Raw genomic sequence first — 26,131 nt, 5'->3', positions numbered from 1 at the left:
TCCCGCAATGGTTCCTTAAGCTTTTGGAAACCGCGGCGCCCTACCTTGATTCCCTGGACGTGTTCAACTTCCACAAGCGGCCAAAAGCCGTTGGAGAACATCACCTTAGCCAGAACAGCGGCTCAGGCCCAACGTCCCCCGCGGCGAACATCTGCGGAGGGCCAGCCTGAGCAGGTAATGATCCCGGGTCCATTGGGCACAATTTCGCCTCACGAGCCGGTGATCAAGTCAGAAACGGGGACGGGGTTTCATGCTTCGTAAAAACTTGTCTTCCTCGCGCTTGGCGCGGGTTGGCGTTTTTGGGCTTCTTGCGGTCACCACTGCAGTCATCTTCACCACAGATGCTGCCGAGGCGCGGCGCCACCGGCGTCACACTGCGCACCACCGCGTGCAGCGCGATGTGTCCGAGAGTTCCAGCCCGAAATTCGCGTCGATCATCGTCGACGGCAATTCCGGCTCCGTGCTTCAGGCCACGAGTCCCGACGGGATCCGCCATCCGGCCTCGCTGACCAAGATCATGACGCTCTATCTGCTGTTCGAGCGCCTCGAGTCAGGGAAGATGAAGCTCGATACCGAGATGCCGGTGTCGCAGCACGCCGCCGATCAGGATCCGACCAAGCTGAACCTGCGTGCCGGCCAGACCATTCGCGTCGAGGACGCGATCAAGGGTCTCGTCACCCGCTCCGCCAACGACGCAGCCGTTGTGATCGCGGAAGCGATTGGCGGCGACGAGGACGACTTCGCCCAGATGATGACGCGCAAGGCGCGTTCGCTCGGCATGTCCAGGACGGTTTACCGCAACGCCAACGGCCTTCCCAACGACGAGCAGGTCACGACCGCCCGCGACCAGGCCACGCTCGGCCGCGCCATCCAGGAGCGCTTCCCGCGCTACTATCGTTATTTTGCGACCTCGACGTTCAACTGGCGCGGACAGTCGATCCGGAACCACAATCATCTGCTCGGTAATGTCGAGGGCGTGGACGGCATCAAGACCGGCTACACCCGTGCCTCCGGCTTCAATCTCGTGACCTCGATGCGCCGCGGCAACCGCCACCTGATCGGCGTGGTGCTGGGCGGCCGCAGCGGCGGCTCGCGGGACGCCATCATGCGTAACCTGCTCGCGGAGAACCTCGATAAGGCCGCGACCACCCACACCGTCGCGGCGGTCACCGAGCGCAACGGCTCCGACGCCGCTGCCGAGGTTGCCGATGCGTCGGACACCCCGGCCCGCTCCGCTCCGCAGGTCCAGGCTGCCCCTGCTCCCGAAGCAGCCCCGTCGCGTCTCGCCGCGCGCCTGGCGACGCTTGCGGCTGCGACCGCCGCGGTGCCGCCGGCTCAGCCCAGATCTGAAGCCAACAAGCCTGAAGTTCGGCCGACTGAATCCAAGATCGAGCCTGCGCCGCTCACCAATGGCGTGATCTCGAGCCAGCCGCTCTCGATCATCCCCGGCTCGTCCGAGCCGATGAAGCCGGTCCGGGTCAAGACCGTCCAGGTCAAGGCCGGCGCCGTGAAGGTCGCCTCGGCCGCCCCGGCTCAGATCGCACCGCAGGTCACGAGCACGATTGCGGCTCGCTCCGACATCGCCGAAACCTCCGGCGCCGTCGTCGCCCGGGCAGACCTCATCAACAAGCACGAGATCGTCAGCCAACCGGAAGCGCCGAAGGCCGAGATTGCCCGTGCCGAGCTGCCGCGGCAGCCGGCGGGCTTCGGCACTGGCAACGGCATCCTCGGCGTATTGCCGGCCGCAACCGCCGCTGCGCCCGCCCCGGCTGCTCCGAAGCTCGCGTCAGCCGACCCGGCGCTGCAGCCGATCCAGATGAGCGCCACCACGAAGCCGGTCGTCACCCACAGCGGCTGGATCGTCCAGGTCGGCGCGCTCGAGAGCGAGAACGAAGCCCAGCAGCGCATCGACGCCGCACGCAGCTCGGCCCGCGGCCTGCTCAGCAAGGCCGACCCGTTCACCGAGCCGGTCGTCGCGAAGGACAATCGCAAGCTCTACCGCGCCCGCTTCGCCGGGCTCGACCGAGACCAGGCCGAAGCCGTCTGCCGCACCCTGAAGCGCGCCGATATCTCCTGCATGACCGTCCGCAACTGATCTTTCGCACCGCTCCAATGAAAATGCCCGCGCCTCGCGCGGGCATTTTCATTTTTGGGATGCGGTGACCGACGAGGCTGTTCCACGACAACCTCTCGTCAAGGATTTACGGTTAAAACTTTACGCAAGGGATCGACCACGCCGACAATGGCGGGCATCGGGGCGACGGCAAACAGAGCAAACGGAGCTCACACGGGACGAGCGTTTGTAGCGTGGTGCCGGAGTTAGCCGTTATGCGTGCGAAGCAGAGTATCCTTGGCCTCGTTTACACGGGCAGCGAGATACGTCGAGCCCCCCTGGTCGGGATGCAGTTTCTTCATCAGGGACTTGTGAGCCCGGCTGATGTCGTCACGCCCCGCCCCAGGCTGCAGGCCAAGGATCTGATAGGCCTCCTCCGTCGTCATTTTGCCGGTCGCCACCGTGCGGCGCTGCCCCCCTGCCGCGTCGCCCTGCGCGTTTTGACGCCAAGCGGGAAACCGGCGGTCCAGATAGCTTTCAAGTAAGGCCACGCTCTCGGCGTCGAACGCCGGGACCATTGCCAGCAGGGCCGCGAGATCGAACTCATCGAGATCGCGCCCGGCGTGAGGACCGGCGACGATCCGGCCTCCGAGCTGGCCGGAATCGTGATCGAGCCGCATATCCAGGAATTGCGAGCGCACGCGCGAGGCCTGACCTGCCGGGCGCGTCGCGCCCCCGCCGAACAGCCCGCCGATATTGCCGAAGCCGGCGTTTGCCATCGGTGTCCAGCCCAGGAGCCCGGCACCGAATATCCCGAGCGGGATCGCCACCACCAGTTCGCCCTTCAAGCCCGTGAACGCTGCGACAGCCAGCGCCACCACGCCGCCGCCGAACCTGATCGCGCGTGCCAGCACGGCGGGATTGGCCGAACGGAACATCTGGAGCAGCAGATAAAGGGTGATAACAGCGATAGCGCCGGCGATCAGGGTCATGGCCGGAATATAGTCGGCCTACCGCCAAAAAGCACCGTGTCCTTGTTTCCCTCAGACAGCGCCAGCGCTACTTCATCTGGCCGATCAGCCTGGCCGCGCCACTGGCGGTCTTCGCCAATTGCATCAGCGCCTCGCGTCCGCCGGCCGCGTAGGCGGCGGCTGCGCGCAACAGCTCGCGCAACTGCGCCGCCGCGCCCGGATCGAACCGGCACCAGGCGCCGCCGGTCAGGCGCGCGATCTCGCGAAAGGCCTGCTCGGCCACCGCGTCATGACCTTCCTGAAATACGAACACAGGCACTTTGAGCATGCCTAGCTCGCCGGCCTTGGCGCAGAGCTCGTCGACGTTCTCCTCCATGGCGTCGCCGACGAAGACAACGGCGCGCACGCCGGATGCGACCGCCTCGCGCCGCGCCTCGCTCAGCACCTTGCCGATCTGGGTGTCGCCGCCACGGCAATCGATCTTGCTCATCAGCGCCGCAAGCCTGGCGCTGTCGGAGATCCATCCCGTGGCGCGGCACTCGTTGAAGCCGCGATAGTAGACGAGCCGGATGTCGAGACTGCCGAGCGCGGCGCTCTCACGGAACATGTCGGCTTGAAGCGCGCAGGCCATGTCCCAGGTCGGCTGCCGACTCATCGTCGCATCCAGCGCGAAGATCAGCCGTCCCTTCGCACCGGGCGCATGCGGTGACAGCGCGCGCGCGTTGGCGACGAAGGCGGCAATGTCCTCCGAGGTCGAGGTCCCCGCCTGCGGCACAGCGCCGCCTGGTTGCGCCGAGACGGCATCGCGGCCGCGCGGTTTGATGGGTTCGCCGGACATTTCCCTTGACCCTTGCGTGAGCGGCTAATGTGGTCAGCGCATGCAGCCCGGTCAATGTGCAAAGCCCCCGCAGGCGGCAGCCGGCGGGGGCTTTGAAACGCGATCCACGACGAGGAAGGCGTCAGCTCTTGGCAGGCGCCATCAAGGCGACTGGCCCGGGCTCGAGAATCTTGGGCGGGGACGATTGCGTGTCGACCGGCGCCACTTCGCTGTCGGTCGCGCTCAGGAACTTGTCGAGCATGCCCTGGATCGAGTTCTTGGCCGCGTCCGGACCGGTGTCGCGCATGTCGTTGTGCTGGAATTCAGTCTTCACGACCTGGATGCCGGCCTTCTCGCATTCCTCGTCGGTCGGGATCACGCCCGCATCGGCCTTGAACTGCGGGTCGGTGGAGCGGAACGACAGGATCTTGAACTTGCCGGCGGTGACGAAGGGCACGCGAAGATTGTCGAGCGTGACGACCTTCTTGACCTCATCCGGATACTGCTTGGCGAAATACATCGTGATGTCGCCGCCCATGGAGTGGCCGACCATTGTCACCCTGTCGTAGTCGGCGTTGGGCTGAACCTTCTTCATCTCCTGCATGGCGAGATGGATGTTGGCGACGCCGCGCAGGATCTGCGGCAGCCGGCCGACATAGATCTCGCCGGGCTTGGTCACCATCGGAGGATCGGTCGGCAAATCATGCTGCGGGCTGACGACGAGGTAGCCGCGCGCCGCGAAAATGTTGGCGAGGAAGCCGTACTCGGTGTTCTTGACGGTGTTGCCGTGGTTGATCACGGCGACCGGCATCGTGATCATGCCGGCATTGGCCTGCATTTCCTTGTCACGACGGATCGCGATATCGACGGGCACCGCACGGTTGTCGCGCGAGGCATCGTAGAAGGTGATGGTCTCGTGCCTGATTGCCCACTTGCTCGCCGTGAAATAGGCGACGCCACAGAGGGCACTGACCGAAACCAGAACGGCAATTCCACGCTTCATTTTCGTCCTCAGCCTCAGGCTCTTGCGGCCTGAATCCCTGTTGAAAATCGTGTTCTTCCGGAGCTCTTCGGCCCCTGGTCGCCTATTCCCTAATATATGTCACAGGCGCGTGACAGGAAGGCTAAATATTGTGAACCATCAGCCCTTTCATTGTGCGGCGCACACGTTTCTTGGGCACCCCGCTCTCACGCGGCTACGCCAGGGTGCACCTCACCTTCCGACGCAACCTGTCTCGATCGGGTTCAATTTTGCAGTAAACGCTGGGTGAAAACGGCTGAGCGCAGGCTCGGTTCCCGCGGGAGACCGGCCGCTTTGATCGACTGGAAGTAGCGATATACCGCCGCCTCAGGCGCCGAGGATGTCGTGGACCTCGAGCGGCTTGTCGACCTGATTGAACCACTCGGCGCGGTTGGCCGCGCGGCGACGTCCGCGCTCGTCGAGCGGAAGCTTGAGCTGGCGGAGCAGGCTCGTCACCTCCTCCCGCGCGGTGAGATGGCCGAGATTGGGCCGCATGCCGAGGGTGGCCTCGTCGATCTCGTCCAGCGCGGTCAGGCCGCGCGGGAAGAACTCGCGATAGACAACGCGTTCGGCGAAGCCGTCGACGTAGCGGAAGCCGAGCCGCAACGACAAATCCTTCAACCCCTCGGCAACCAGCTGCTTGTTGCGCGAGCCGAGCATCGACAGGCGGTTGCGCACGACGATCCAGTCGGTGGTCGCGCCGTCGAGCTGGCGACGCTTGCGCCTGACATCCCGCACCATCTCGGCGTAGTGGCTCTCGCCCGTCACCGCGTAATTGGCGGGATCGACGGTGCCGAGCACATCGAAATCGAGAAAGCTGTCGTTGATCGGGGTCACCAGCGTGTCGGCCATCGAATGCGCAAGCCGCATCAGGTAGCTGTCGGTGCCGGGGGTATCGATGACGATGAAGTCGAAACTGCTCTCGACCGCCGAGACCGCTTCCATGAACTGAAGGAACTCCGAATTCTCGTTCTCGGCGACCTGCATGGTCTCACCGAGCTTGATGCAGCGATGCAGCGGCAGTTCGAGGTCGAGCTTGGTGCGGCGCGCCCAGGCGGAACGGTTGTTGATGTAGTGAGTAAAGCTCTGCTGACGGCAGTCGAGGTCGATGGTGGCGACGCGCTGGCCGGCTTTCAGAAGCGCGACTGCGATGTGCAGGGCGGTCGTCGACTTGCCGGAGCCGCCCTTCTCGTTGCCGAGCACGACAACATGCGCCGAGCCGGACTGGCCTTGGCTAGCTTGCACAAGCATCGCGATCCTCAACACCCCTAACGAATATCTTCAAGTTGGCCGCGTCTGCGGTCAAGTGAAATGCGTGACAGGGAATACAATTCGCGGCGCGCCGTCCTTCATCATGAATCGCCGCGCCGCTTCGCGTCTGTGATCCAGCCCACAATGTCGCGACCTCTTGCGCGCGGGATGCTGTGCCGCATCCGGATGCGTGGCGTCCATGGTCGCCGCTTGTTAAGGTTAGCCTGCCGGGCGCCGGGACGCGCCCGTCGATTCCCAACCGCGTCGAGTTCTGATGTCACGCAGCCCCTTGATCGCCCGCACGGTCCCCAACTTGCGACGCGCCATCGACAATCTTCGCAAGCGAAAGGCCACGATCGCGCTGGTCCCGACCATGGGAGCGCTCCATGACGGCCATGTGTCGCTGGTGCGCCTGGCCCGACGGCGCGCGAGCCGCGTCGTGGTGTCGATCTTCGTCAATCCGACCCAGTTCGCTCCGACCGAGGATTTTGGCGCCTATCCGCGAACCTGGAAGGCCGATCTCGCCAGGCTCGCCGCCGAGGACGTCGATATCGTCTGGCATCCCGGCGCCGAGGCCATGTATCCGGAGGGCTTTGCGACCCGCATCGTGCCGGAGGGACCGGCGCTGGCCGGCCTCGAGGACCGCTTCCGCCCGCATTTCTTCGGCGGCGTCGCCACCGTCGTCGGCAAGCTGTTCACGCAGTGCCGGCCGGATGTCGCGATCTTCGGCGAGAAGGATTTTCAGCAGTTGCGAGTGGTGGCGCAGATGGCCCGCGACCTCGACCTCGGCGTCAAGGTGATCGGTTCCCGCACCGTGCGCGAGCGCGACGGGCTCGCGATGTCCTCGCGCAACGTCTATTTGTCGCCACAGGAGCGGCAGACCGCAACCACGCTGTACCGCGCCATGAAGGAGAGCGCCGGGCGCATCCGCGCCGGCGAAGCGATCGCGGCCGCAATGGCGCGCGCAGCCGCGATGATCATGGCGGCCGGCTTTGAGCTCGACTATTTCGAGGTCCGCCATGCAGCGACCCTGGCGCCTGTCACCTCGCGCAAGGACGGCCCCTTGCGCATCCTAGTCGCGGCCAAGCTCGGCACGACCCGGCTGATCGACAATATCGCGGTTTAGAGCAGCCCGAGATCGCGCAGCTCGCGCCGCATCGGCTCCGGCATCGCCGCGATCGAGCCGGCGGCGGACTTGCCGAGATCGGGCGGCACCGAATCGTCGGCAAGGTAGCGCCAGCCCTGGAACGGGCGCATCGGCCGCGGCGACACGGGGATCACCTTCGGCTGCATCACGATCCGGCAGCGCCCGATGCCGTCCTTGTCGCGGAACGGCTCGATGCCGATGATCTTTTCGCGCGCGGCGACCTCGCCCTTGATCACCCAATAGAGCGACCCGCCCGACAGGATCTCGGCGTCGCGCTTGGGCATCATGCGGGTGATGTGGATGTGATGTTGCGGCAGACCCTTCTTCTTGGCGGTCTGCATCCGTTCGGCGGTCCACTCCTTCAATTCCTTGACGGATTCGCAGCCGACGGCGAGCTTGATCAGATGTAGTGGCATGCCCCAGCATTAGCCGGGCAGCCACCCATTTGGAATGCCGATCTACTCGTTATCCGCAGCCGGGGGAGCCCCAGGCGGCGGCGTGAGCGGAACCGGTGCTGCCGCCGGCGCCCGCGCAGCCTTCGGCGCAGGCGGCCTCTTCGCGGCGGGAGCTGCGGCCTGTGCCGAAGCGGCTGCCGGGGCGCGCGGAGCCGGCGCGGCCGCTGCGTTCGCGGCGGGCGCCGTGTGGCGCGTCGGCTCCGGATTCATGATGCTGACCGGCGGCGTCGACGAGGCGCTCGGGAATTCCGCATTGGTCGGCTTGCCCGTCGGCATCGACGGCGGCAGTCCGGCGAGCGCGGCCGTGGCCGGCAACGATTGCGCCGCTGCAGGCGCATTCCAGGTCGGGGCGTAGCGCGCGACCAGCGTGTCGTAGAGATGGGAATCCATGTTGGCGGCGACCTGCTGCTGATCGGTCAGCGAGCGGAAGGCCGCGCAGTCGAACTGCGTGCAGCCGTCGCGCACGACCAGCACCTGCGCGACCAGGCCGTAGCGATCACGCTCCAGCGACTTGCGCAGCACCTTGATGTCGGGCGTCAGGCTGTTCTCGGCGGTCGCGGCATCGCCGAGCGCCGTCAGCCGGTCGATCCTGGCCGCGGTGGTGGAGACGGCCGCCGCCGCCGCGTCAGGCGCGCCGAACAGCGCCTTCTCGCAGCCAATGGCCACGGCATCGCCAGCGAGTTCGTCAAGGCAGGACAGCGCCGGCAGGCTCGCGATCATCGCGGCCTGTGCGCGCGCCTCGGTCGGCGTGGTCTGCCCCGCCGGTCCATCGACGCGCACGACGGCAGCCAGCGCGATGGCAATGGCGAACAGCGTAATGACGCTCAGCGCACCGTTGGCGACCGACCTCTCGGCGCGCAGCAGCGTGACCAGGAGGATCAGTCCGAAGAAGCCGGCAGCCGCCAGCATCATCCACATTGGAAGGGCCGGCGAGCGCCAGATTTGGTCGAGCGACGAGGCCCATGCCCAGTTCATGCGCGACGTCCCCTCACGCGAGCAGAGAGCGAATGGTCAAAGCGAGCACCGAGAGTCGGCAACTGCCCCCGGCCCACCTTTTGAAGGTGAAGCGGGCCTTTTGACGGCGGCAGAATACAATTCCCCGAGGACGCGCCAATGCGCGGATAGCGTCGGCCTTCAGGACAGCGCGAGTTGGCTTTCCTTGGCGACGCGTTCGAAGGCTTCGGTCGAGCTCTTGATCCGGTACTGACAGTCGTCACCATCGGTCGGCAGGAGGCGGATGACCTCATACGAGCCGCTGGCAGCGGGGCGTGCGACATTGCTCGCGGTGAACAATACGCGCGCGCCAATAGGGAATTTGTGCTTCAACACCCTCTCCATCACTCAAACAACGCCTGCCACGCCCATGGTCCCACTGCGTCGGCCGGCCGGAAACCCGGCCGCTGTATAGCATGCAGCGGGCGTTTTTGGCCAGCAGTATGCAACATGGCAAACGTGCGAATTTTGCAGTTATTTCAGCGTGATGCCGCCAGCCGATGATACCGCTGGAACCGGTCCTTCAGGCGGTATGAAGCCAACGGCCGTCGGGGCTGGCGTGATCCACCGCCTTGCGCGGTTCCTGGGCCAGAATCTGGCCCAGCCGGTCGATCGGGATGTCGTGGCGCGCAGCCAATGGGTCGACATTGTCGCTGCGGAACTGGTCGGCCGAGCAAGCCCAGGATTCCCGTGAGGTCCCTCTCCTCGCCGACCACTCGGGCGATCGAGCGAGGCCCGATCGCAACCACGGATTACACGTTCTCGAACTTTTCGATGACCAGCGTTTCGGCGAGCCCGTCCCGAGTCCATTCCTGGAGCGCCGGCAGCGCCAGCATCGTGTCCATGTAGGCCTTGGTCTCCGGCGTGACCTCGATTGCGTAGGTGCGGAAGCGGTGCACCACCGGGGCATACATCGCATCCGCCGCGCCGAAGCGCCCGAACAGGAACGGTCCATCGGCGCCATACCGGGTCCGGCACTCGCGCCAGATCTCCTGCACGCGCGCGATGTTGGCCTCTGCGTCCGCCGACAGCGTCACGGCGCGCACCGGGCGATGCAGGTTCATGCCGCATTCGTTGCGAAGGGCCATGAAGCCGGAATGCATCTCGGCGCACACCGAACGGGCATGGGCGCGGGCGGCGGCATCGTGCGGCCACAGTTTCACTTCCGAATAGCGCTCGGCAATGTATTCGATGATGCTGAGCGAATCCCACACCGTGATGTCGCCGTCGACCAGCACCGGCACCTTGCCGGCGCGGCTGAACGAGATGATCTGCTCCTTGTCCGCGGGATTATCGGTGTAGAGCGGGATGAGGGTCTCCACGAACGGGATGTCGTTGGCGCGGAGCGCGAGCCAGGGCCGCATCGACCATGACGAGTAATTCTTGTTGCCGATTGCGAGTTTCAGCGCAGCCATGTCATCCATCCTTCCCGATACGCCTTGAAGCGAGCCGCTTTTAACGCCATCGCCTGCCGCCAATCAATCGTTGCTGCACCTCGCCATGCGTGGCAAGCGTTGCGATCCTCGCCAGGAGACAGACATGAGCAGGCATTGGGTCGACATCACCGCCGTCGGCTTCTTCATCATCGAATGGCTGGTCTACGCGCTGACGCTGGAGCATTCGGCCTATGGCCGCGACAGCCTGTCGGCGCGCATGAACCGCTACCGCGAGGTGTGGGTGCGCCGCCTGCTCGACCGCGACGCGCGCATGGTCGACATGCAGATCATGGCCTCGCTGCAGAACGGCACCGCCTTCTTCGCCTCCACCAGCCTGATCGCGCTCGGCGGCGCGCTGGCGCTGCTGCATGCGACCAACGACGCGATCACGATCTTGAGCAAGCTGCCGATCGATCTCAGCACCTCGCCGGCCATGTGGGAGCTGAAATGCGTCGGCCTTGTCCTGATCTGCGTCTACGCCTTCTTCAAATTCGCCTGGTCGTACCGCCTGTTCAACTATGTCGCGATCCTGTTCGGTGGCATGCCTGCGGCCTCGCAGCGTGACACGCCGGAGGCCGAAGCTCATGTGATCCGCACCTCGCGCCTGTTCGAATCCGCCGGCCGCCATTTCAACCGCGGCCAGCGTGCCTTCTTCTTCGCACTCGGCTATCTCGGCTGGTTCGTCAGCCCCTGGGTATTGTTCGTGACCACGGCAGCCGTGGTAATCGTGACCTGGCGACGGCAATTCGCCTCGAGCGCGTGGGAGGCCATGGCGCCGGAGGTGGTGGATGGCGAGGAGATGCGGAAGCGCGGTCGTTGACGCGCTCGTGTCCCGGACGCGCTGCAGCGCTCTTGCGCTGCGTCCGGGGTACGAGAGCGGGAGTGTGGCGGACAAGTCGCTGCGCTCGCATTGACGCAGTATGAGGCGGCAGCGCCACTTTTCCAGCTCGCATTTTGAATTGCAGACATAGCTTCGCACTCTCGCGGCGCATTTCCCCCGTATCTTTGCCTGGTCACTTCACCCTCTTATCCAAGAGGGCACAGGGAAGCCTGCGATCAAAGTCCTAAGCCGGCGGTCTCGGCCTGCTATGCGTAGCGATTGCCGCACGGGAAGTCCGTAAAGCCGCTTTGATCTATCTCAATTCTCTGACAGGAGCGGGCATCAGTTTGAGAGAGTCGCGTCCATCGCTTCGCCGCGCCGGCCGGGCGGTTGGGCGCTTCCAGGGAGCTCGATATGATCAAGTCGCTCGGAATTGCCACGTTCGCCTTCTTCTTCGCAGTATCGGCTCAGGCGATGACACCTGCCCCGATTGCACAGCCCGAAAGCCTGATTACGGAAGTCGCTGCTGCTTGCGGCATCGGCAGGACGCGTATCAACGGCGTGTGCGTGGCACGGACGACCGTCCGGCATACCCGTCGGGCGGTTCGCAGATGTGTGAGAGGGACGACGTGCTGATTGGTTGTCCTCAAGGACAATACGCAAATTGGTGCGTCGCGATTAGAATTCCGGAGTACCGACCCCAACGGTACATCGACGCCCCCACCGGCCTCAGTCTTTCCAGACTGAGGCCGTCTTGCGCCTGAAAGGTTGGACGGACCGGTCACCTTGTGGGATTTATCGACGCGGGGAACAACTCCAACCGCAACGCTGATGCCGGCACGCCAACAATCAGTCTTCGAGAGCCGGTCATCGTCAACTGACAAAGCTGACGCTGCAGGTGAATAGCGCAAACACAAAAAGCAAATGTTTACGCAATTTGCCACTCGACCATCAACGCGATGGTCTTCATTTTCTCGTCTGATAATTGCCTTGCGCACCTTGTTTGGTCGGATGCTCGGAGTGGTCCTGTCGTAGTGGAGGTGGCGGCATGTCCGAAATGGTGGAAGTGCTCGCCGGAACGAGTTTATTTCTACTCGCCTTCTCGCTGCTGATATTCGACATCCCCCGCTACACCTTATCGCTGGTGTCTCTTGCTCTGTTCAGCTCGAAGCGGCGAAGCGCCAGCGCGACGGTTAGCCAGGCGACAGTAAGCGTGATTATCCCGACATTCAACGGCGGCTCCGGGCTTGGTCCTTCGATCAACTCGCTGCGCCGGCAAACCCTGCGACCTGTCGAAATCATCGTCGTCGACGACGGCTCCACCGACGAAACACGCGCGGTAGCGGAGCGGGCGAGAGCGCAGGGCCTGGTTGACATGGTCATCTGCCATGGGACCCGCTGCGGCCGCAGCGCTGCCATCAACGCTGCAGCACGGTTCGCCCGCGGCGCTCTGCTTTTGACCGTGGATGCCGACACTGTCTTCGAACCGAACGCGGTTGAGCGCCTCGCTGCTGCGTTCGGCGATCCGCTCGTCGCCGGCGCAAGTTGCAGCATCGCGGTCAGCAACGAGCGCGACTCGATATGGACAGGACTTCAAAGCGTCGAATACCTGATGTCGATCACCGCGGGGCGGTCGATCCTCGACGTGGTGGATGCGATCGCGTGTCTGTCCGGCGCCTGTTCCATGTATCGCCGGGATATTTTCGCGCAGCAGGGCGGGCTCGACGTCGGCCCGGGAGAGGATATGGAGTACACCTTGCGGCTCCGCAGGCTCGGCTATGTCATTCGCTTCGTGTCGGACGCCTGGGCGGAAACAGCCGGCCCCGCAGGCGGCGTAAGTCTGTTGCGCCAGCGGGCGCGCTGGGATCGCGATGCTCTGCGCATCCGTTTCATGATGTATGGCGAGCTGAGTTTTCGCCACCCGCTGGAGCGTTTACCGGACACAATCCAACGGCTGGACTTCATCGTCTTCGATCTCGTTCCGACGCTCAGCCTGCCATTCTACTTGGCCTACATCGTGCTGCTGTTCGGCTCGAATGCCGTGTTGTTTCTGTCGGCGATCTACCTATTGTTGCTCTGGATCTCGGTATTCAATATGGCACTTGTGTTCGCCCTATTCCATCGATCCGTCGGAACCTTCGGCTGGAAGATGGCGCTGATCTTTCCGCTTTACCAAGGCGTCTATCTGAAGTGCGCGCGGTTCTTTTCCTATTCTTCAGAAATTATCTTTGCCTCGTCGCGGAACGATGATTTCGTACCGCCGCGCGTTCGCCGTGCATTATTCGGAGATCGGACAGAAGAGGTGGCCAAATGACAGTCACCCTGACGCGACTCGATCCGCATATTCCCGATCCTATCGAGAGCCGTCGGCGTGCGGCCGGACGGGCCGTCCGCGCCGCCTATGCGACAATCGTATTCGGCATACTCGCATTCTTTGTCGTCTATTTCGGGAGGCCCCTCCTCTATCTCGGCGGCCCAGGTAGCGTGTCCTCGCCGAGATATTTGGTTTCACTGCCTTACATCGTGCAGATTAACAGCATCACCGTGCTGAGAGGTGCATCGGTCAGGGCCGGCGAAGAAATCGGAAGGGTTCGGTCTCCGCAGCACGATGAAATCGTCGCGACTTATATGCGCTCGCTCGCGGACATCGCTGGCCGCAAGGCGGAACTGCGTGTCAAAGCCCGGGTTGCGCGCGAATCTCTCGACGCGACGCGCTCACATTTGCGCCTTGCTGAGGAAGCTGTCGAGCTTATCGCAACCTCATCGGCTGCGAGCCTGAATTACCGCATAGACATGTCCCGGGAGCGCGCCCTGGCGAACAAAGCCGTGGTCTCGCAGGAGGCGGAAGCCGCCGAAGCCAGCACTCAATTGGCTGCTCTCGACGAATTCAGCCGGCAACTCGGTGACCGCCTCGAAAAAATTGAAAGCAGATTTGCCGATGGGAGAGTCTTTGCGCCCATAGCTGGCATCGTCGCGAACAATCCTGCGCGTGCCGGCCAATCGCTGGTGGCGGGCACTCCGATTGCAGAAATTCTCGACCCTACGGATGTCTTCGTCGACTGGTACGTTCCCAACGAACGCCTGTCCGATCCAAAAGTCGGCAACGAAGTCTTTGTGCTGTTCGGCAACCGACGAATTCTGGGCAAAATCGCGGAAATTTTGCCTGTGTCCGATGTGTACCCCGGAGCGGGCTCATCGGCGGCGCGCGAGCGTACCGCCTCGCAAATCGCGCGAATTCGGTTCAGCCCAGGCGCACATCCCCCGGCGCTGAACTCGGCCGTCGACGTTCACATGCACTACACACAACTCAGCGCGCGGATCGCTTCCATGCTGGTGGGACTATTCGGGCTCGACGAGCTGTGAGAGGGAGCGAGGTGCAGCATGCAGATCGAAGGGACTCAAACGAATTGCCCGGCTTGCGGCTCATCCGCTCTGATCTCGTTTCCGGTATTCCACCACATGATCTGCGCCTACGTTGGTCCGGAGTATGACTTCGCACCAAGCATCGCGGGATATACGTGCCCGAAGTGCTGCCGCGACATTGTATCGGCTGACCCGGCTTGCGAGATCGTGGGCACTAGCGCGCGGTGCACAAGGTGTTGGGTTGAGATCGTGGTGTCCCCAGCGTGTGCTCCGGCTGGCTTGTAAGGATTAGCGGCGATCTCGGCTTGTCCGTCGCCAGACGCAACGTTGGACGTCCGGTCATTCTATGCGCTGAGCAGCAAGTGGGGGCCGTACGCTAGGAGGCCATTCCGATCAGGTCTGACAACTTGACGTGCCCGTCGCCGCGACCGACCTGGGTGGTCTCGCTTCAGGCACAAAGCGGAATATATTTGCGAGCGGATTGACAGAGGGGACACAGAGGCGGTCGTGTAGCCCGGATGGAGCGCAGCGGCGCAATCCGGGAAGGTGCCAGACGCAGCGCGAGCGGCCCCGGATTGCGCTGCGCTCCATCCGGGCTAGATGACTACCTGCTAGCCGCCGAAATCCCGTGGTGTGAACGGCAGGTCCATCACCTTCCATTCCCCGTATTTATCGGCCGGCAGCATCTTGTAGGGCTGGCAGGCCTGAAGCGCGCTCATGGCGGACTTCACGAGCGCAACGCCCTTTGCCGACGGCGGGGCTTCGATCAGGATCGGCTCCCGCGCCAGCGTGCCGTCGGTCGCGAGCACCGTGCGCAGCTTGATGTTGACGTTGTCGGTCGGCGCAACCCCGGCCGGCAGTTTGGCGCAGCTACGCAAGTGACGACGCAGCTCGGCGATCACTTCGGCCGGCAACTTGGCCGCGATTGAATCCTTGGCATCGCCGCCATCGTCCTTGGGGGCGTCCTTCGGCAGCTCCGCCGGCAATTCCGGCGGCAGGCCCAGCATGACGCCGTACTTGACAGTGACGTCAGGCTCCGGCGCCTGAAAGGCCGGGGGCGGCGCGGCTGGCTGCTGCATCGCTTGTGGCAGTAGCTGCGGCGCCGGGGGCTGCGGTGTCGGGGGCTGCGGCGTCGCCTGAGGCGGCGGCGACTGCGATGGCTGAGGCTGTGGCTGTGGCTGTTGAGGCTGCGGTTGCGTCTGCGCATTTGCCTCGCGCTGCTGCTGCGACGTCTGTGAAGGCTGTGGCTGCGGCTGTTTCTGCTGCGGCTGTTCAGGCGAGGCCTGCTGCTTCGAGGACGGTGCCGCGGCCTGCTGCCTCGCCTCGGGCTTCGGCGCGGCCGCCGCCTTGTCCTTGTCGGTGAAATCCAACTTCGGCAGTTTCAGGTCAGGGGTCGGCTCCGGCGGCTTCTTGAGTTTTTCCTCGGCCTTCTCCTCGGCCTTGGCCTCCTCCTGCTTCACCTGCTCCGGCGTCACGATGCTGACGGAAACCGATTCGGGCGGGCTGGCGTGAAACGGATGGACTTTGCTGATCACGATGATCAGCGCGACCAGCGTCAGATGGGCGATCGCCGACGCTGCAATGTCCGTCCGTATGATCTTCCGCAGTTCCATCGCCTGACTTCAGGTTGCCAAGCTGGTCCTAGCATACGGCAGCCCCCTCTCAATCCCATTTTGGCGCGAAGCCGAAATCGGTCAGGCGGCCCCTGGGACTGGCCAGCGCGGCGATTTGGGCCATCTCGTCGTCCGAAAGCTCGAAATCGAAGATCTCGATGTTTTCCGACAGGCGTTCGACGCGCGAGGTGCGCGGGATCGCAGCGACATTCTGTTGCACCAGCCAACGCAGGCAGACCTGCGCCGGCGTCTTGCGATGAAGACGCCCGATCTCGGCGAGCGTCTGGTCGGTCTTGATCCGCCCCTTGGCGATCGGGCTGTAGGCGACCAGCGCGAGCCGGTGCTGATCGCAGGCCGCCCTCACCTTCGCCTGGTCCAGATAAGGATGGTATTCGACCTGATTGCAGGCCAGCGGCTCCGGTGACAACGCCACCGCCTGCTCGATCAGCGCGACGGTGAAATTGGAGACGCCGATGTGGCGGGTCAGGCCCATGCGCTTGGCGTGCGACAGTGCGCCCAGCGTCTCCTCCAGCGGCACGTGCGAATTGGGCCAGTGCAGCAGCAGGAGATCGACCGAGGGAAGCCGCATGCGCGCCAGACTCTCCTTGACCGAGCGCTCGAGATCATGGGGCGCAAAATGGTTGGTCCAGACTTTTGTCGTCAGGAAGATGTCGTCGCGGCGCACGCCGGAGGCACGCAAGCCGTCGCCGACCTCGCGCTCATTCTCGTAGACCTGTGCGGTATCGATGTGGCGATAGCCGAGCCGTAGCGCCTGCTCGACCACACGTGCGCACATGCGCCCGCTCAGCTCCCAGGTTCCGAGCCCGATCGCCGGTATTCTTGCGCCATTGGTCTCGACGAACAGCATGAGGAATCCTCTCTGTCGCGGTCGCCCCAAATCATCGTCCAGGCGTCATTATGAACCCGGCTGGCGACACTGCCAACGGACGACGCCGGCCGCCGAGCCGGATCTTGCGCGCAATACTAACGGGAGGTTCGCGCCAGACCTTGACGCCAGACCTTGACGTCAGGCCTTGAGCTCAGGCTTTGGCGAGCGCCTGGAACACGGTGTCGGGCGCATGCGCGATCACCGCGAGCAGCGCGCGGGCGGGTCCCCGCGGGGCGCGCTTGCCCTGCTCCCAGTTGCGGATGGTCTCGACGGGAACGCCGAGTTTGGCCGCAAACTCCATCTGGGTCAGGCAGGCCCGTCGGCGCAAATCGCGCACGGCGAGTGAGCTGGCTTCGGCCGGCGCTGCGCTGGCCGCAGGCTGGATTGGCAAGGGCTGGATTGGCAAGGGCTGGATTGAAAAGGGCTGGATCGGAAGCGGCTGGACAGGAAACTCCTGCCCGTCCCGCAACTCGACGATCCGTCCGTCCGCCTTCAGCCGCACACGCATGCTCATTCCCCCAAGCACGGCGATGATGCGGCAGGCCGCTTAAGTTCGGATTAAAGATGATGGCCAGTAGCCCGGATGGAGCGCAGCGCAATCCGGGGCGTCTCTCGAGCCGACGCAGCGGCACCGGATTACGCTTCGCTCCATCCGGGCTACGAATTTCAACAGCTCCTACCTCAACCCGAACCACAATGTCGCGATGCCGAGGAAGGAGAAGAAGCCGACGACGTCGGTGACCGTTGTCACGAACGTGCCAGAGGCGACAGCCGGATCGGCCCTGACACGTTCGAGCGCCATCGGGATCAGGATGCCTCCGAGCGCGCCGGCGAAGAGGTTCACGATGATGGCAAGCCCGATGACGACGCCGAGGCCCGGGATCCTGAACCAGGCCACCGCGGCCACGCCCGTGATCACGGCAAAGGCGAGACCGTTGACGAGGCCGACCAGGCCCTCGCGCATCACCACGCGCCAGGCATTGGAGGAGCCGAGCTCGCGCGTCGCCAGCGCCCGCACCGCGACCGTCATGGTCTGGGTCGCGGCATTGCCGCCCTGGCTTGCGACGATCGGCGCCAGCACGGCAAGCGCCACCATCTTCTCGAGCTGGCCCTCGAACAGGCCAAGCACGGAGGACGCCAGAAATGCGGTGGCGAGATTGACCAGCAGCCAGTTGAACCGCGCGCGCGCAATGGTGAACACGGTGTCGGAGAGCTCTTCGTCGCTGTTGACGCCGCCGAGTGCCTTGAGGTCCTCGTCCGCCTCTTCCTCGATGACGTCGACGACGTCGTCGACGGTGATGACGCCGACGAGCCGGTCCTGGGTGTCGAGCACCGGGGCTGCGACGAGATTGTACTTGCCGAACATGCGCGCCACCTCCTCCTGGTCCTCCAGGACGGAGACGCGGCGGCGATCCTCGTCGGTCAGCTCGGCAAGCGCCACCGGGCGGCGGGCACGCAGCAGCACGTCGAGCGAGACCGCGCCCTGCCAGTGCTGCTCCTTGTCGACGACGTAGATCTCGTAGAAGCGGTCGGGCAGATCCGGCGTCTCGCGCATGTAGTCGATCGCCTGTCCCACGGTGAAATCCTGCGGCACCGCGATGAACTCGGTCTGCATCCGGCGGCCGGCGGAATTTTCCGGATAAAGCAGGCTGCGCTCGAGCACGACGCGCTCCTTGAGCGGCAGCTTCTCGAGGATCTCCTCCTGATCGGCCTGATCGAGCGTTTCCAGCAGCTCGACCGCATCGTCGGATTCGAGCTCGAGCACACCTTCCGCGACCGTCTGCGGCGGCAGTTCCTCGAGGATCTCCTCGCGCACGCCCTCGTCGAGCTCGTTTAGGGCGGAGAAGTCGAAATCGCGCCCCGTCAGTTCGACCAAGCGGACCCGATCGTCAGGCTCGAGAGCCCCGATGAGATCGCCGAGATCGGCCTCGTGCAGCTCGGCAACGCAGGCGCGTAGCGCAGCGCTGTCGCCGGCCTCGATCGCATGGGCAATTTCCGCGACGAATTCGTGACGAATCTCGCCGTCTTCATTGCGCATCGGCACGTGGTCGAGTACCGATTCCGCGGCAGACGCGGCACCGTCCAGATGTTCATCCATGGCGCGCCTCGCCGTTCGACAGGTTGGAACGAGTGGTCTGAGCTGATGGTTCAGGCAATACCCACAAGGCAACTCTGAGCGCAATGACAAAGATGCTTCGACTGAGGTGGGCCTCGATGGCGGCGGGCGCAGCCCTCGCCGCCATCAGCGGCATCGCCTCGACTGAAGCCGCCGAGTGCCCGCGCAAGGACGCGCTCGGCACCTCCCGCATCCTGAGCGTTGACGCCAAGACCACGCCGCGCGTGGGCCTGAAGAGCTTTCCGCAGACGTTGCCACTCGCCGACCACGAGGTCGTGCTGACCTTCGACGACGGACCGCATCCGCCGACGACGTCGAAGGTATTGGCGGCGCTGGCGCAGGAATGCGTGCGCGCGACCTTCTTCCTGATCGGCCTGCACGCCACCGAACACCCCGACATAGTCAAGCGCATCGCCCGCGAGGGCCACAGCATCGGCCACCACACCTTCTCGCATCCGTTCATGGCGCGGATCCCCCTCGACAAGGCGAAGAGCGAGATCGACCGCGGCATCGCCGCCGACGAGATGGCGCTGCACGGCACGCCGACGACGACACCCTCGACGCCGTTCTTCCGGTTTCCCTATTTCGAAGCCACGCAAGCCCAGCTCGACCTGCTGCAGTCCCGCGGCATCGTCGTGTTCGGGGCTGACCTGTGGGCCAGCGACTGGAACGAGATGACGCCGGAGCAGGAATTGAAGCTCGTCACCGAGCGCCTCGCCGCCGCCGGCAAGGGTATCATCCTCTTCCACGATCCCAAGGCGCGCACGGCTGCGATCATGCCGGCCTTCCTGCGGTATCTGAGGGAGAACGGCTATCGGGTGGTTCACGTCATGCCGGCGGGCACATCACAGAAGAGTGCCGATGCGCATTGATGCCGGAATGTCACGCCGGCGCAAAATGGGGTGATTTGGGCCCTATTAACAGTCTGTTCATGCTACGCCATGCAAGTATCAAGGGGACTTGTCGCGGCACGGTTCGGGGTCGGGGTTCTTGCGCCTGAACCGTTTGCCGATGTCTCCGCCCTACTATGGCGGCAATCGCGCAAGAGGGCAGACGGGGTTCATGATCGGAAGTAGCGTTGTTGCTCGGACGCGATCGTGGATCGTCCTTTGCTTTGGCGGATTTCTTGGTGTCCTGGCCATCGGCTCGCCGGCGGCCATTGCGGCCGACTGCCCCGGCCATCCGGACGCGCTCGGGACCTCCCGCACGCTCGTGGTCGATCCGCACGCGCATCCCCTCATCGGCACCATGCAATACCGCGAGACGCTGCCGCTGAAGGACCATGAAGTCGTCCTGACCTTCGACGACGGCCCGTTGCCGAAATATTCCAACCAGGTGCTGCAGATCCTCGCCGACGAGTGCATCAAGGCGACCTTCTTCATCATCGGCGAACAGGCCAAGGCGAATCCGGAAGGCGTGCGCAAGCTGGTCGCGGCGGGCCACACAGTCGGCACGCACAGCATGAACCATCCGCTCACAATGGACCGGATGCCGCTCGACAAGGCCGAGGCGCAAATCAATGGCGGCATCGAGTGGACATCGGCCGCGATGACCGATCCGTCCAAGCTGGCGCCGTTCTTCCGCATTCCCGGCCTGATGCGCGCCGAAGGTGTCGAGAACCTTCTGATCTCGCGCGGCATCCAGGTCTGGAGCGCCGATTTCCCGGCCGACGACTGGCGCCATGTGTCGTCCGATCGCGTCTATCAGCTCGCGATCCAGCGGCTCGAGGCCAAGGGCAAAGGCATCCTGCTGCTGCACGATATCCAGGCCCGCACGGTGGCGGCGCTGCCGAAGATCATCCGCGACCTCAAGGCGCGCGGCTATCGCATCGTGCACGTGGTGCCCGCGACCGCCGAGCAGCCGGCGACGCCGACAACGCCGGTGGAATGGCTGCTGCATCCGCCGACCGAGACCACACCGATCGCGCGCTGGCCGGCCGTGCCGAACTTTGTGTTCGCGCAGACCAAGACGCTTCCGGCGCCCTCGCTGGCCGACCTCAACGCGCAGACCGCGCATCGGCCGCTGCTGCCGCGCAAGACCATGGCGCTCGCCAATGTCGCGGCCTCCCTGCCCGTGCCCGGCCGCGATCTCTTTGCGATCCCCGAGGGCTCGGTCGAGGTGCTGCTGTCGACGACCTTGTCGCGGCGCGCCGCGCCGCGCCTGGCCATGGCGGCCGAGACGCCCCGTGCGGCCAAGGGCAAAGCCGTCAAGCCGCGCGCTGCCCGCACCGCACATGCTGTTCATGGCACACCGAAGCATGCCGCAGAGGCCGAGGGCACTGCCCCCAAGAGCACTGGCCCCAAGAGCACTGCCCCCAAGAGCGCCGCGCCCAAGAGCACCGCGCCACGCCCGACCCGTGTGGCGAGCCTGAAGAAGCGCGCGCAGTAGAGCCTATTGTCGCATGATGTTAGCGACGCAGAGCAGCACGATCAACGCCAGGAAGAACAGGTCCATATAGGACTTGACCTCGCCGTCGCGCCGCAGCCGTGCGACGTCGACCACGACCTGCCTGCGCGTGTTCGTTCCGCCCGCGCCGTCATTGATCGGGCCTTGTAGGCGCTTCGTCTCGGCCTCCAGCCGCTCGATCTTCTGGTAGAAGTAAAACGCCCGCAGCGTCGAGGCTGCGCGCATGCCGCTATAGATCAGCACGAGGATCGCGATGATCGCCCGGTTCTGGTACTTCTCCATGAAATTCAGGCTGAAATAGACCATCGCCATGAATGCGAAATTGGTCACGAAGCGATAGACGAAGCTTAGAAAGACCATGCGGGCTCAAGCCTTGAAGGGTGGTGCAACCGGACCGTGTTGCGAATGCGGGGATCAGAGGCCAGACCGGAACAGCCGACCTGAATGCACTGCAGGCCGGTCTACGCCAATTTTGTTTCGACAAAGATACTATTGCCCCGGCAATGCCGCCTTTTAGCCACGCCCGGCCATAATGCAAGCCGGAGCACGGCCGTCGGTCCCTTCCGCGCGCCCGTTGGCTGCAAGGGCTCCTTGGAGATTTGGCCGAAGTCCCGATAGACTGGGTTACCACTGTGGGGTCTGCCGATGCCGAAGAAGGGAATTACCGGCCACGACGACTGGGTTCTGACCGAGGCGCTGGCGACTGCGCTGGTCGCGCTGGAGCAGCTCGACACCAAGCACCAGCCGAACGCGCATATGGACGACATCCGCAAGATGCTCTCGAACGGCAAGGAGCCGGCGGCGGTGAGCCTGCACCTCGCCCAGGCCAAATGCCGGCTGTTTCCCGACCTCGATCCGCTGGAGATCTACCGGGAATACGGCATCGGCGAGGAATATGGCTGAGGGCGCCGTTGACCGGCCGGACTCAAGGTCCGCCGGCGACCGATCCGGCGATCACCATGACCAGCGCGGCCAAGTCGATCTTGCCGTTGACGATCAGCTCCTGCGAGGCTTTCGCATCGTCCGCGCGTTCGACCTTCAGCAATTGCGGCTGGTTGGCCGCCTGCCGCTTCAGCTCCTCGACGATGGCTTCCGTGAGTTTCTCTTCCAGCATGGGCTTGTCCTCAGGCCGCCATCGCACGGCAGGATTGTGCGCAGGAGCGGCACATGGCGACGCACTCGTCCATGCCGCCGATCCGCTCGCAATCCTCGGCGCATTCGCTGCAGATTTCGGCGCATTCGCCGCATGTGTGCCGGTGATGCGGCGTATTGATCAGCATGAAATGAGCCGCCGTCCGGCACATTTCGGCGCACGCCATCATCAGGCGGAAATGCTTGGGCTCGACGTGCTTGCCGCCCGTTTCGAGGCAATGGTTCATCGCCGTGCCGAGGCAGGTCTGGTAGCAGCTCATGCAGAGCGCGATGCAGCGCGTCATGTCTTCGGATTGAGCCATCCGTTTTCTCCAATGCTCGCCCCCTGCACGGGTCAACCGAGGGGATGTTGTGATCGTTCCTGCCGTCGTGCCGATTGTGACGTCCAGGGAACCTCGCAAAGCTAGCCGTAACGCCTCGCGCGCACCGCGCGGTAGCGGGCATCGGTCTGCGGCTTGATGAATAGCGCCGCCACGCTTGGATGGCGTTTGCGTATCTCCGTCTCGATCGCAACGACGCATCGCTCGATGTCGTCGGCGCGCTTGTCATCCGCAAATTCGATGCTGAGGGCCGCAACGACCTCGATCGGCGACAGCTGCACCGTCAGAAGGCCGTTGGCCCTGAGCACGCCGGGCGAACGCCTTGCGATGTCGAGGACCGATCGTGCAAGCTCCGGATCGGCGGGCTCGCCGATCAGCAGGCTCTTGCTCTCGCGCGCGAGACCGATCGACACGATCGCCAGCAATATCCCGATCAGGATCGAACCGATCCCGTCCCAGACCGGCTGGCGCAGCCATACGGCGGCCGCAGTGGCCGCCGCGGCAATGGCGATGCCGACCAGCGCCGCGCTGTCCTCGAGCAGCACCATGAATGCCGGAGGATCCTTGCTGCGAACGAAAGCCTGATAATATCCGAACCGCTGGCCGTCGGAGCTGAAGCGCCGCAGGGCAACCAGCCAGGAGCCGCCTTCAAACAGGAATGACAGCCCGAGCACCACGAAGCTGACGATCGGACTCTCGATCGGCTCGGGTGCGGCGACATGCAGGATGCCCTGATACAGCGAGACACCGGCGCCCAGCGCGAAGATCAGCAGCGCAACGATGAAGCTCCAGAAATACAGCTCGCGCCCATAGCCGAGCGGATGGGATTCGTCGGGCGAACGGCTCGCGCGCCGGTAGCCGTAGAGCAGCAGGATCTCGTTGGTCGTGTCGACGAGCGAATGCACCGCTTCGCTCGTCATGGCCGAACTTCCCGTCCACGCGGCGGCGCCGATCTTCGTGACCGCGACCAGGACATTGCCGAAGAGCGCCGCATAGACCGCGGTCTTCGAGGATGATTCTGTGACCAAGGTCCGATACCCCGTTCCTCATGCCAGCCGCCGCGGCAGGCTGTTGTGGATCGTGCAGGCGGCGAGCGCGGCGTGGCCGAACGCGACCGAAATCTGGTGCAGGTCGGTGACGACGTCGCCGATCCCGTAGAGCCCGTCGACCGAGCTGCGCTGATGGTCGTCGACTTTCAGATGGCCGTCTGCGGTGTGTTCGGCCCCAAGCGTCATCGCGAGATGCGAGCGCACTTCCGCACCCATCACCGGGTAGACCATCTCGAATCGCGCCGTCCGGCCATCGGCGAAGACCGCTTCAACGCCGTCGTCTCCCCGTCTCAGGCGCAGGCCGGGCGCGAGCACGATCTCGACACCCGCGTCATTGAGCTCCGGTGCCGCGGCCTTCCCGTCATCCTCGCCCGTTGCCAGCAACGTCACGTCGCGCGAGTAGCCGCGCATGAACAGCGCCTTGCCGGCGGCACGGTGAAGCGGACCGACGATGCCGATGCGACGGCCGATCGCCTCGAAGGCGTCGCAGATGGGACAGTAGCGCAACAGCCCGTCCGCGACTGCCGCGCGCCATTCGTCGAATGGCGGATGGGTATCGACGATGCCGCAGGCAAGGATGACGGTGGCGGCGGTATGCGCGCCGCCGTTCCAGATTGCCAGAAACCCTCGCTCGTGTCGCCGCAAGGCGGTGACTTCGGCGGCCACCCGCGTGACCGCGAGTTCGCCGAGTTGCGCGGACATGCGCGCAAGCAGGTCGGTACCGGACAGGCCGTGGACGAAACCCGGTACATTGTGGCTGCGCGGGATCAGCGCCGCCCGGCTCGCGCCTGCGTCCACGACACAGACGCGGCGCCGAAATCGCGCGAGGTAGATCGCAGCCATCAGCCCGGCGGGGCCGCCGCCGACGATCAGGCAATCATAGGGTTCATCATCCGCCGTCATTTGGGATTTGGATCGGACAGGCCCGCACCGGGCTCGCGAAGCTTTCCGCTCCGCGCCAGCCGGACCGCATTGCCCAGCGCGCGTGCGGCGTTCTGCACCTCTGTCTGGAATGCCCTGTCGTCATCGAGGTCGCGGTGCGAGGTGGCGTATGGCTCCATGTAGCCGACATAGCCATCGAGCTCGGCGAAGCGGCCCGCCGAGATCAGCTGCATATCGGTCAACCAATCCGACAAGGCCCGGCGCACGCCCTCGGCACCGACTGCATCGCCGTGAACGACGAGACCGAAATGACGGCCGGCGAGATGGCGTGGATAAGACCAGCCCTTCAGCTCCAGCTCCTTGGCCTCGGCAGCCTTCTTGCCATGGGTCGAGGTCGGATCGGGATTGCCGCCGTCGGCGCAGACCATGCGGTCCATCATCGCCTTCAGTCCGGCGGGCACGTGGTACCAGTTCACCGGCGTCACGATCAGGATGCCGTGGGCCGCGACCCACAGCGGATAGATATCGTTCATCCAGTCGTCGGTCTGCCCCAGCGAATAGTTCGGATAACAGCTGCACGGCCAGTGGCAGAGCGGCATCGCGGTTCCAACGCAGGATTTGCAGGGATGGATCGTCTTGCCGAACTCCGAAGCCAGGCGCGACAGATCGAGGACGTCGACGGCAAAGCCAAGCTCGGTAAAGACCGGCTCGGCGAGCTCGACCAGACGCCAGGTCTTGGACATCTCGCCGGGACAGGTGTGCTCGCTGCGCGCCGAGCCGTTGATGATGAGGATGCGCGGCGTCTCGTCCGCATCGTCATGGCGCCGCTGCGCCGCCAGGATCTTCGCGCGCGCATCGAGCCAGTCGATGGCGATGTCGTAGTCGGGATCGGCGAATCCGGCGCCCGCCTTTCGCGTCAGCGGGGCCTTTCGTGAATTGCTGTAGGCATCCCAGGCAGCACCAACGATGGCATCGAGCTCGCGCTGGAGCGGTGCAAAGGCGGGATCGACGAACCGGCTCCTGTAGCGGCGCTCGAAGGCCTCGCGCGAGAGCTTGACGGGCGGCATCCCCTTGCGAATGTCGGCTTCCGTCATGCTCGCTCCTCGCAAGGTCGGTACAGTCCCACCAACCCGGGGCGTAGCGTGCGGTTCCTCCTCGCTCTCCTCTCGTGGCTCTACTGGCGAACAACGTCCGGCGGCACATCGAATTGCGCAATGCGCTGGTCCAGCCGCCACAGTTCGATGCGGTGCACCAGCACGAGCGAGGCGGCCTCGCGCTTGGCCTGCTCATCATTATCGCAGACCAGGTTGATGCATCCAAACACATGCCCGTCCGGATCGATCTGGAACGCGCGGTAGTGCTTGATGCTCCGCATCG

27 protein-coding genes are annotated in these 26,131 nt (G+C 64.5%); 8 read left to right on the top strand and 19 right to left on the bottom strand.

The genetic code is table 11. The features are described 5' to 3' along the window. The first annotated feature begins 250 nt into the window (after positions 1 to 250). Positions 251 to 2,095, top strand: a complete 1,845-nt coding sequence (locus AC0L3P_RS22400) for a D-alanyl-D-alanine carboxypeptidase (protein WP_275167962.1) — start codon at positions 251 to 253, stop codon at positions 2,093 to 2,095. 224 nt (positions 2,096 to 2,319) lie between these two features. On the opposite strand, the gene AC0L3P_RS22395 is transcribed toward AC0L3P_RS22400, so the two are convergent. From AC0L3P_RS22395 to AC0L3P_RS22380, 4 genes are all read right to left on the bottom strand, one after another. Further along, positions 2,320 to 3,045, bottom strand: a complete 726-nt coding sequence (locus AC0L3P_RS22395) for a DnaJ domain-containing protein (protein ID WP_007603236.1) — start codon at positions 3,043 to 3,045, stop codon at positions 2,320 to 2,322. A gap of 67 nt (positions 3,046 to 3,112) precedes the next feature. Beyond that, the gene (locus AC0L3P_RS22390; protein ID WP_473305066.1) at positions 3,113 to 3,862 is read right to left on the bottom strand and encodes a vWA domain-containing protein; all 750 of its coding nucleotides are present in this window, start codon (positions 3,860 to 3,862) and stop codon (positions 3,113 to 3,115) included. Positions 3,863 to 3,983: 121 nt separating this feature from the next. Further along, positions 3,984 to 4,844 (bottom strand): alpha/beta fold hydrolase, encoded by an 861-nt coding sequence (locus AC0L3P_RS22385; RefSeq protein ID WP_275167964.1) that lies wholly within the window; start codon positions 4,842 to 4,844, stop codon positions 3,984 to 3,986. 345 nt (positions 4,845 to 5,189) lie between these two features. Continuing rightward, positions 5,190 to 6,113, bottom strand: coding sequence for a division plane positioning ATPase MipZ (locus tag AC0L3P_RS22380; RefSeq protein WP_007603231.1), 924 nt, complete (start codon positions 6,111 to 6,113; stop codon positions 5,190 to 5,192). Positions 6,114 to 6,387: 274 nt separating this feature from the next. On the opposite strand from AC0L3P_RS22380, the gene panC reads away from it, so the two are divergent. Then, entirely contained in the window at positions 6,388 to 7,239 is an 852-nt protein-coding gene (gene panC / locus AC0L3P_RS22375) for a pantoate--beta-alanine ligase (protein WP_275167965.1), read from the top strand. Here the strand turns inward: panC and AC0L3P_RS22370 are convergent. The 4 genes from AC0L3P_RS22370 to AC0L3P_RS22355 all read right to left on the bottom strand — a co-directional run bounded on the left by AC0L3P_RS22370 (position 7,236) and on the right by AC0L3P_RS22355 (position 10,123). Further along, a complete protein-coding gene (locus tag AC0L3P_RS22370; protein WP_275167966.1) occupies positions 7,236 to 7,676 on the bottom strand; it encodes a DUF1489 family protein in 441 nt (146 codons plus the stop codon). The two genes, panC and AC0L3P_RS22370, sit on opposite strands and share 4 nt — an antisense overlap. Before the next feature lie 42 nt (positions 7,677 to 7,718). Beyond that, positions 7,719 to 8,690 carry a hypothetical protein gene (locus AC0L3P_RS22365; protein ID WP_275167967.1) on the bottom strand — a complete coding sequence of 324 codons (972 nt, stop codon included), beginning with the start codon at positions 8,688 to 8,690 and terminating at the stop codon, positions 7,719 to 7,721. 159 nt (positions 8,691 to 8,849) lie between these two features. Then, positions 8,850 to 9,053 (bottom strand): hypothetical protein, encoded by a 204-nt coding sequence (locus tag AC0L3P_RS22360; RefSeq protein ID WP_007611353.1) that lies wholly within the window; start codon positions 9,051 to 9,053, stop codon positions 8,850 to 8,852. Positions 9,054 to 9,460: 407 nt separating this feature from the next. Next, complete coding sequence (locus tag AC0L3P_RS22355) at positions 9,461 to 10,123, bottom strand: glutathione S-transferase family protein (RefSeq protein ID WP_473305056.1); 663 nt, start codon at positions 10,121 to 10,123, stop codon at positions 9,461 to 9,463. A 124-nt stretch (positions 10,124 to 10,247) separates the two neighbouring features. On the opposite strand from AC0L3P_RS22355, the gene AC0L3P_RS22350 reads away from it, so the two are divergent. The 3 genes from AC0L3P_RS22350 to AC0L3P_RS22340 all read left to right on the top strand — a co-directional run bounded on the left by AC0L3P_RS22350 (position 10,248) and on the right by AC0L3P_RS22340 (position 14,327). Continuing rightward, positions 10,248 to 10,964, top strand: coding sequence for a DUF599 domain-containing protein (locus AC0L3P_RS22350; protein WP_275167969.1), 717 nt, complete (start codon positions 10,248 to 10,250; stop codon positions 10,962 to 10,964). A gap of 1,048 nt (positions 10,965 to 12,012) precedes the next feature. Further along, positions 12,013 to 13,278 carry a glycosyltransferase family 2 protein gene (locus AC0L3P_RS22345; protein WP_473305051.1) on the top strand — a complete coding sequence of 422 codons (1,266 nt, stop codon included), beginning with the start codon at positions 12,013 to 12,015 and terminating at the stop codon, positions 13,276 to 13,278. Beyond that, complete coding sequence (locus AC0L3P_RS22340) at positions 13,275 to 14,327, top strand: HlyD family secretion protein (protein WP_473305049.1); 1,053 nt, start codon at positions 13,275 to 13,277, stop codon at positions 14,325 to 14,327. Before AC0L3P_RS22345 ends, AC0L3P_RS22340 begins: the two co-directional genes overlap by 4 nt. Before the next feature lie 611 nt (positions 14,328 to 14,938). Here AC0L3P_RS22340 and AC0L3P_RS22335 read toward each other — a convergent pair. The 4 genes from AC0L3P_RS22335 to mgtE form a co-directional block, all read right to left on the bottom strand. Next, the gene (locus AC0L3P_RS22335) at positions 14,939 to 15,940 is read right to left on the bottom strand and encodes a hypothetical protein (protein ID WP_473305047.1); all 1,002 of its coding nucleotides are present in this window, start codon (positions 15,938 to 15,940) and stop codon (positions 14,939 to 14,941) included. Between the two features lie 49 nt (positions 15,941 to 15,989). After that, positions 15,990 to 16,808, bottom strand: a complete 819-nt coding sequence (locus tag AC0L3P_RS22330; protein WP_354209375.1) for an aldo/keto reductase — start codon at positions 16,806 to 16,808, stop codon at positions 15,990 to 15,992. Between the two features lie 172 nt (positions 16,809 to 16,980). Further along, positions 16,981 to 17,343: a helix-turn-helix domain-containing protein gene (locus tag AC0L3P_RS22325; protein WP_473305042.1), complete on the bottom strand. Its 363-nt coding sequence runs from the start codon at positions 17,341 to 17,343 to the stop codon at positions 16,981 to 16,983. A gap of 162 nt (positions 17,344 to 17,505) precedes the next feature. After that, positions 17,506 to 18,927: a magnesium transporter gene (gene mgtE, locus AC0L3P_RS22320; protein ID WP_354058817.1), complete on the bottom strand. Its 1,422-nt coding sequence runs from the start codon at positions 18,925 to 18,927 to the stop codon at positions 17,506 to 17,508. A 116-nt stretch (positions 18,928 to 19,043) separates the two neighbouring features. On the opposite strand from mgtE, the gene AC0L3P_RS22315 reads away from it, so the two are divergent. Further along, complete coding sequence (locus AC0L3P_RS22315; protein WP_473305167.1) at positions 19,044 to 19,817, top strand: polysaccharide deacetylase family protein; 774 nt, start codon at positions 19,044 to 19,046, stop codon at positions 19,815 to 19,817. Between the two features lie 190 nt (positions 19,818 to 20,007). Beyond that, a complete protein-coding gene (locus AC0L3P_RS22310) occupies positions 20,008 to 21,333 on the top strand; it encodes a polysaccharide deacetylase family protein (protein ID WP_473305039.1) in 1,326 nt (441 codons plus the stop codon). 3 nt (positions 21,334 to 21,336) lie between these two features. On the opposite strand, the gene AC0L3P_RS22305 is transcribed toward AC0L3P_RS22310, so the two are convergent. Next, positions 21,337 to 21,711, bottom strand: a complete 375-nt coding sequence (locus AC0L3P_RS22305) for a hypothetical protein (protein WP_275167978.1) — start codon at positions 21,709 to 21,711, stop codon at positions 21,337 to 21,339. Between the two features lie 285 nt (positions 21,712 to 21,996). Here AC0L3P_RS22305 and AC0L3P_RS22300 point away from each other — a divergent pair, with 285 nt between their 5' ends. After that, entirely contained in the window at positions 21,997 to 22,254 is a 258-nt protein-coding gene (locus AC0L3P_RS22300; protein WP_275167979.1) for a hypothetical protein, read from the top strand. Between the two features lie 22 nt (positions 22,255 to 22,276). Here AC0L3P_RS22300 and AC0L3P_RS22295 read toward each other — a convergent pair whose 3' ends face one another. The 6 genes from AC0L3P_RS22295 to AC0L3P_RS22270 form a co-directional block, all read right to left on the bottom strand. Continuing rightward, complete coding sequence (locus AC0L3P_RS22295; RefSeq protein WP_473305034.1) at positions 22,277 to 22,465, bottom strand: hypothetical protein; 189 nt, start codon at positions 22,463 to 22,465, stop codon at positions 22,277 to 22,279. A gap of 10 nt (positions 22,466 to 22,475) precedes the next feature. Beyond that, the gene (locus tag AC0L3P_RS22290; RefSeq protein WP_275167981.1) at positions 22,476 to 22,805 is read right to left on the bottom strand and encodes a four-helix bundle copper-binding protein; all 330 of its coding nucleotides are present in this window, start codon (positions 22,803 to 22,805) and stop codon (positions 22,476 to 22,478) included. 101 nt (positions 22,806 to 22,906) lie between these two features. Next, positions 22,907 to 23,851 (bottom strand): cation diffusion facilitator family transporter, encoded by a 945-nt coding sequence (locus AC0L3P_RS22285; protein WP_473305029.1) that lies wholly within the window; start codon positions 23,849 to 23,851, stop codon positions 22,907 to 22,909. Between the two features lie 18 nt (positions 23,852 to 23,869). Beyond that, on the bottom strand, positions 23,870 to 24,775 hold the full coding sequence (locus AC0L3P_RS22280) for an NAD(P)/FAD-dependent oxidoreductase (RefSeq protein WP_473305026.1): 906 nt from the start codon (positions 24,773 to 24,775) through the stop codon (positions 23,870 to 23,872). After that, entirely contained in the window at positions 24,772 to 25,848 is a 1,077-nt protein-coding gene (locus AC0L3P_RS22275) for a flavodoxin family protein (protein ID WP_473305023.1), read from the bottom strand. The genes AC0L3P_RS22280 and AC0L3P_RS22275 overlap by 4 nt, the downstream gene beginning before the upstream one ends. Positions 25,849 to 25,928: 80 nt before the next feature. Beyond that, positions 25,929 to 26,129 (bottom strand): hypothetical protein, encoded by a 201-nt coding sequence (locus tag AC0L3P_RS22270; protein ID WP_275167985.1) that lies wholly within the window; start codon positions 26,127 to 26,129, stop codon positions 25,929 to 25,931. Positions 26,130 to 26,131 lie beyond the last annotated feature (2 nt).

The sequence above is a fragment of the Bradyrhizobium sp. WSM4874 genome (assembly GCF_055811835.1).
This window is presented reverse-complemented; position numbering and strand designations above follow the sequence as displayed.

Excerpts from the sequence above, each read along its gene's own strand:
- AC0L3P_RS22400 (WP_275167962.1), top strand. The coding sequence starts at position 251 with ATGCTTCGTAAAAACTTGTCTTCCTCGCGCTTGGCGCGGGTTGGCGTT.
- AC0L3P_RS22395 (WP_007603236.1), bottom strand. The coding sequence starts at position 3,045 with ATGACCCTGATCGCCGGCGCTATCGCTGTTATCACCCTTTATCTGCTG.
- AC0L3P_RS22390 (WP_473305066.1), bottom strand. The coding sequence starts at position 3,862 with ATGTCCGGCGAACCCATCAAACCGCGCGGCCGCGATGCCGTCTCGGCG.
- AC0L3P_RS22385 (WP_275167964.1), bottom strand. The coding sequence starts at position 4,844 with ATGAAGCGTGGAATTGCCGTTCTGGTTTCGGTCAGTGCCCTCTGTGGC.
- AC0L3P_RS22380 (WP_007603231.1), bottom strand. The coding sequence starts at position 6,113 with ATGCTTGTGCAAGCTAGCCAAGGCCAGTCCGGCTCGGCGCATGTTGTC.
- panC (WP_275167965.1), top strand. The coding sequence starts at position 6,388 with ATGTCACGCAGCCCCTTGATCGCCCGCACGGTCCCCAACTTGCGACGC.
- AC0L3P_RS22370 (WP_275167966.1), bottom strand. The coding sequence starts at position 7,676 with ATGCCACTACATCTGATCAAGCTCGCCGTCGGCTGCGAATCCGTCAAG.
- AC0L3P_RS22365 (WP_275167967.1), bottom strand. The coding sequence starts at position 8,690 with ATGAACTGGGCATGGGCCTCGTCGCTCGACCAAATCTGGCGCTCGCCG.
- AC0L3P_RS22360 (WP_007611353.1), bottom strand. The coding sequence starts at position 9,053 with ATGGAGAGGGTGTTGAAGCACAAATTCCCTATTGGCGCGCGCGTATTG.
- AC0L3P_RS22355 (WP_473305056.1), bottom strand. The coding sequence starts at position 10,123 with ATGGCTGCGCTGAAACTCGCAATCGGCAACAAGAATTACTCGTCATGG.
- AC0L3P_RS22350 (WP_275167969.1), top strand. The coding sequence starts at position 10,248 with ATGAGCAGGCATTGGGTCGACATCACCGCCGTCGGCTTCTTCATCATC.
- AC0L3P_RS22345 (WP_473305051.1), top strand. The coding sequence starts at position 12,013 with ATGTCCGAAATGGTGGAAGTGCTCGCCGGAACGAGTTTATTTCTACTC.
- AC0L3P_RS22340 (WP_473305049.1), top strand. The coding sequence starts at position 13,275 with ATGACAGTCACCCTGACGCGACTCGATCCGCATATTCCCGATCCTATC.
- AC0L3P_RS22335 (WP_473305047.1), bottom strand. The coding sequence starts at position 15,940 with ATGGAACTGCGGAAGATCATACGGACGGACATTGCAGCGTCGGCGATC.
- AC0L3P_RS22330 (WP_354209375.1), bottom strand. The coding sequence starts at position 16,808 with ATGCTGTTCGTCGAGACCAATGGCGCAAGAATACCGGCGATCGGGCTC.
- AC0L3P_RS22325 (WP_473305042.1), bottom strand. The coding sequence starts at position 17,343 with ATGAGCATGCGTGTGCGGCTGAAGGCGGACGGACGGATCGTCGAGTTG.
- mgtE (WP_354058817.1), bottom strand. The coding sequence starts at position 18,927 with ATGGATGAACATCTGGACGGTGCCGCGTCTGCCGCGGAATCGGTACTC.
- AC0L3P_RS22315 (WP_473305167.1), top strand. The coding sequence starts at position 19,044 with ATGGCGGCGGGCGCAGCCCTCGCCGCCATCAGCGGCATCGCCTCGACT.
- AC0L3P_RS22310 (WP_473305039.1), top strand. The coding sequence starts at position 20,008 with ATGATCGGAAGTAGCGTTGTTGCTCGGACGCGATCGTGGATCGTCCTT.
- AC0L3P_RS22305 (WP_275167978.1), bottom strand. The coding sequence starts at position 21,711 with ATGGTCTTTCTAAGCTTCGTCTATCGCTTCGTGACCAATTTCGCATTC.
- AC0L3P_RS22300 (WP_275167979.1), top strand. The coding sequence starts at position 21,997 with ATGCCGAAGAAGGGAATTACCGGCCACGACGACTGGGTTCTGACCGAG.
- AC0L3P_RS22295 (WP_473305034.1), bottom strand. The coding sequence starts at position 22,465 with ATGCTGGAAGAGAAACTCACGGAAGCCATCGTCGAGGAGCTGAAGCGG.
- AC0L3P_RS22290 (WP_275167981.1), bottom strand. The coding sequence starts at position 22,805 with ATGGCTCAATCCGAAGACATGACGCGCTGCATCGCGCTCTGCATGAGC.
- AC0L3P_RS22280 (WP_473305026.1), bottom strand. The coding sequence starts at position 24,775 with ATGACGGCGGATGATGAACCCTATGATTGCCTGATCGTCGGCGGCGGC.
- AC0L3P_RS22275 (WP_473305023.1), bottom strand. The coding sequence starts at position 25,848 with ATGACGGAAGCCGACATTCGCAAGGGGATGCCGCCCGTCAAGCTCTCG.
- AC0L3P_RS22270 (WP_275167985.1), bottom strand. The coding sequence starts at position 26,129 with ATGCGGAGCATCAAGCACTACCGCGCGTTCCAGATCGATCCGGACGGG.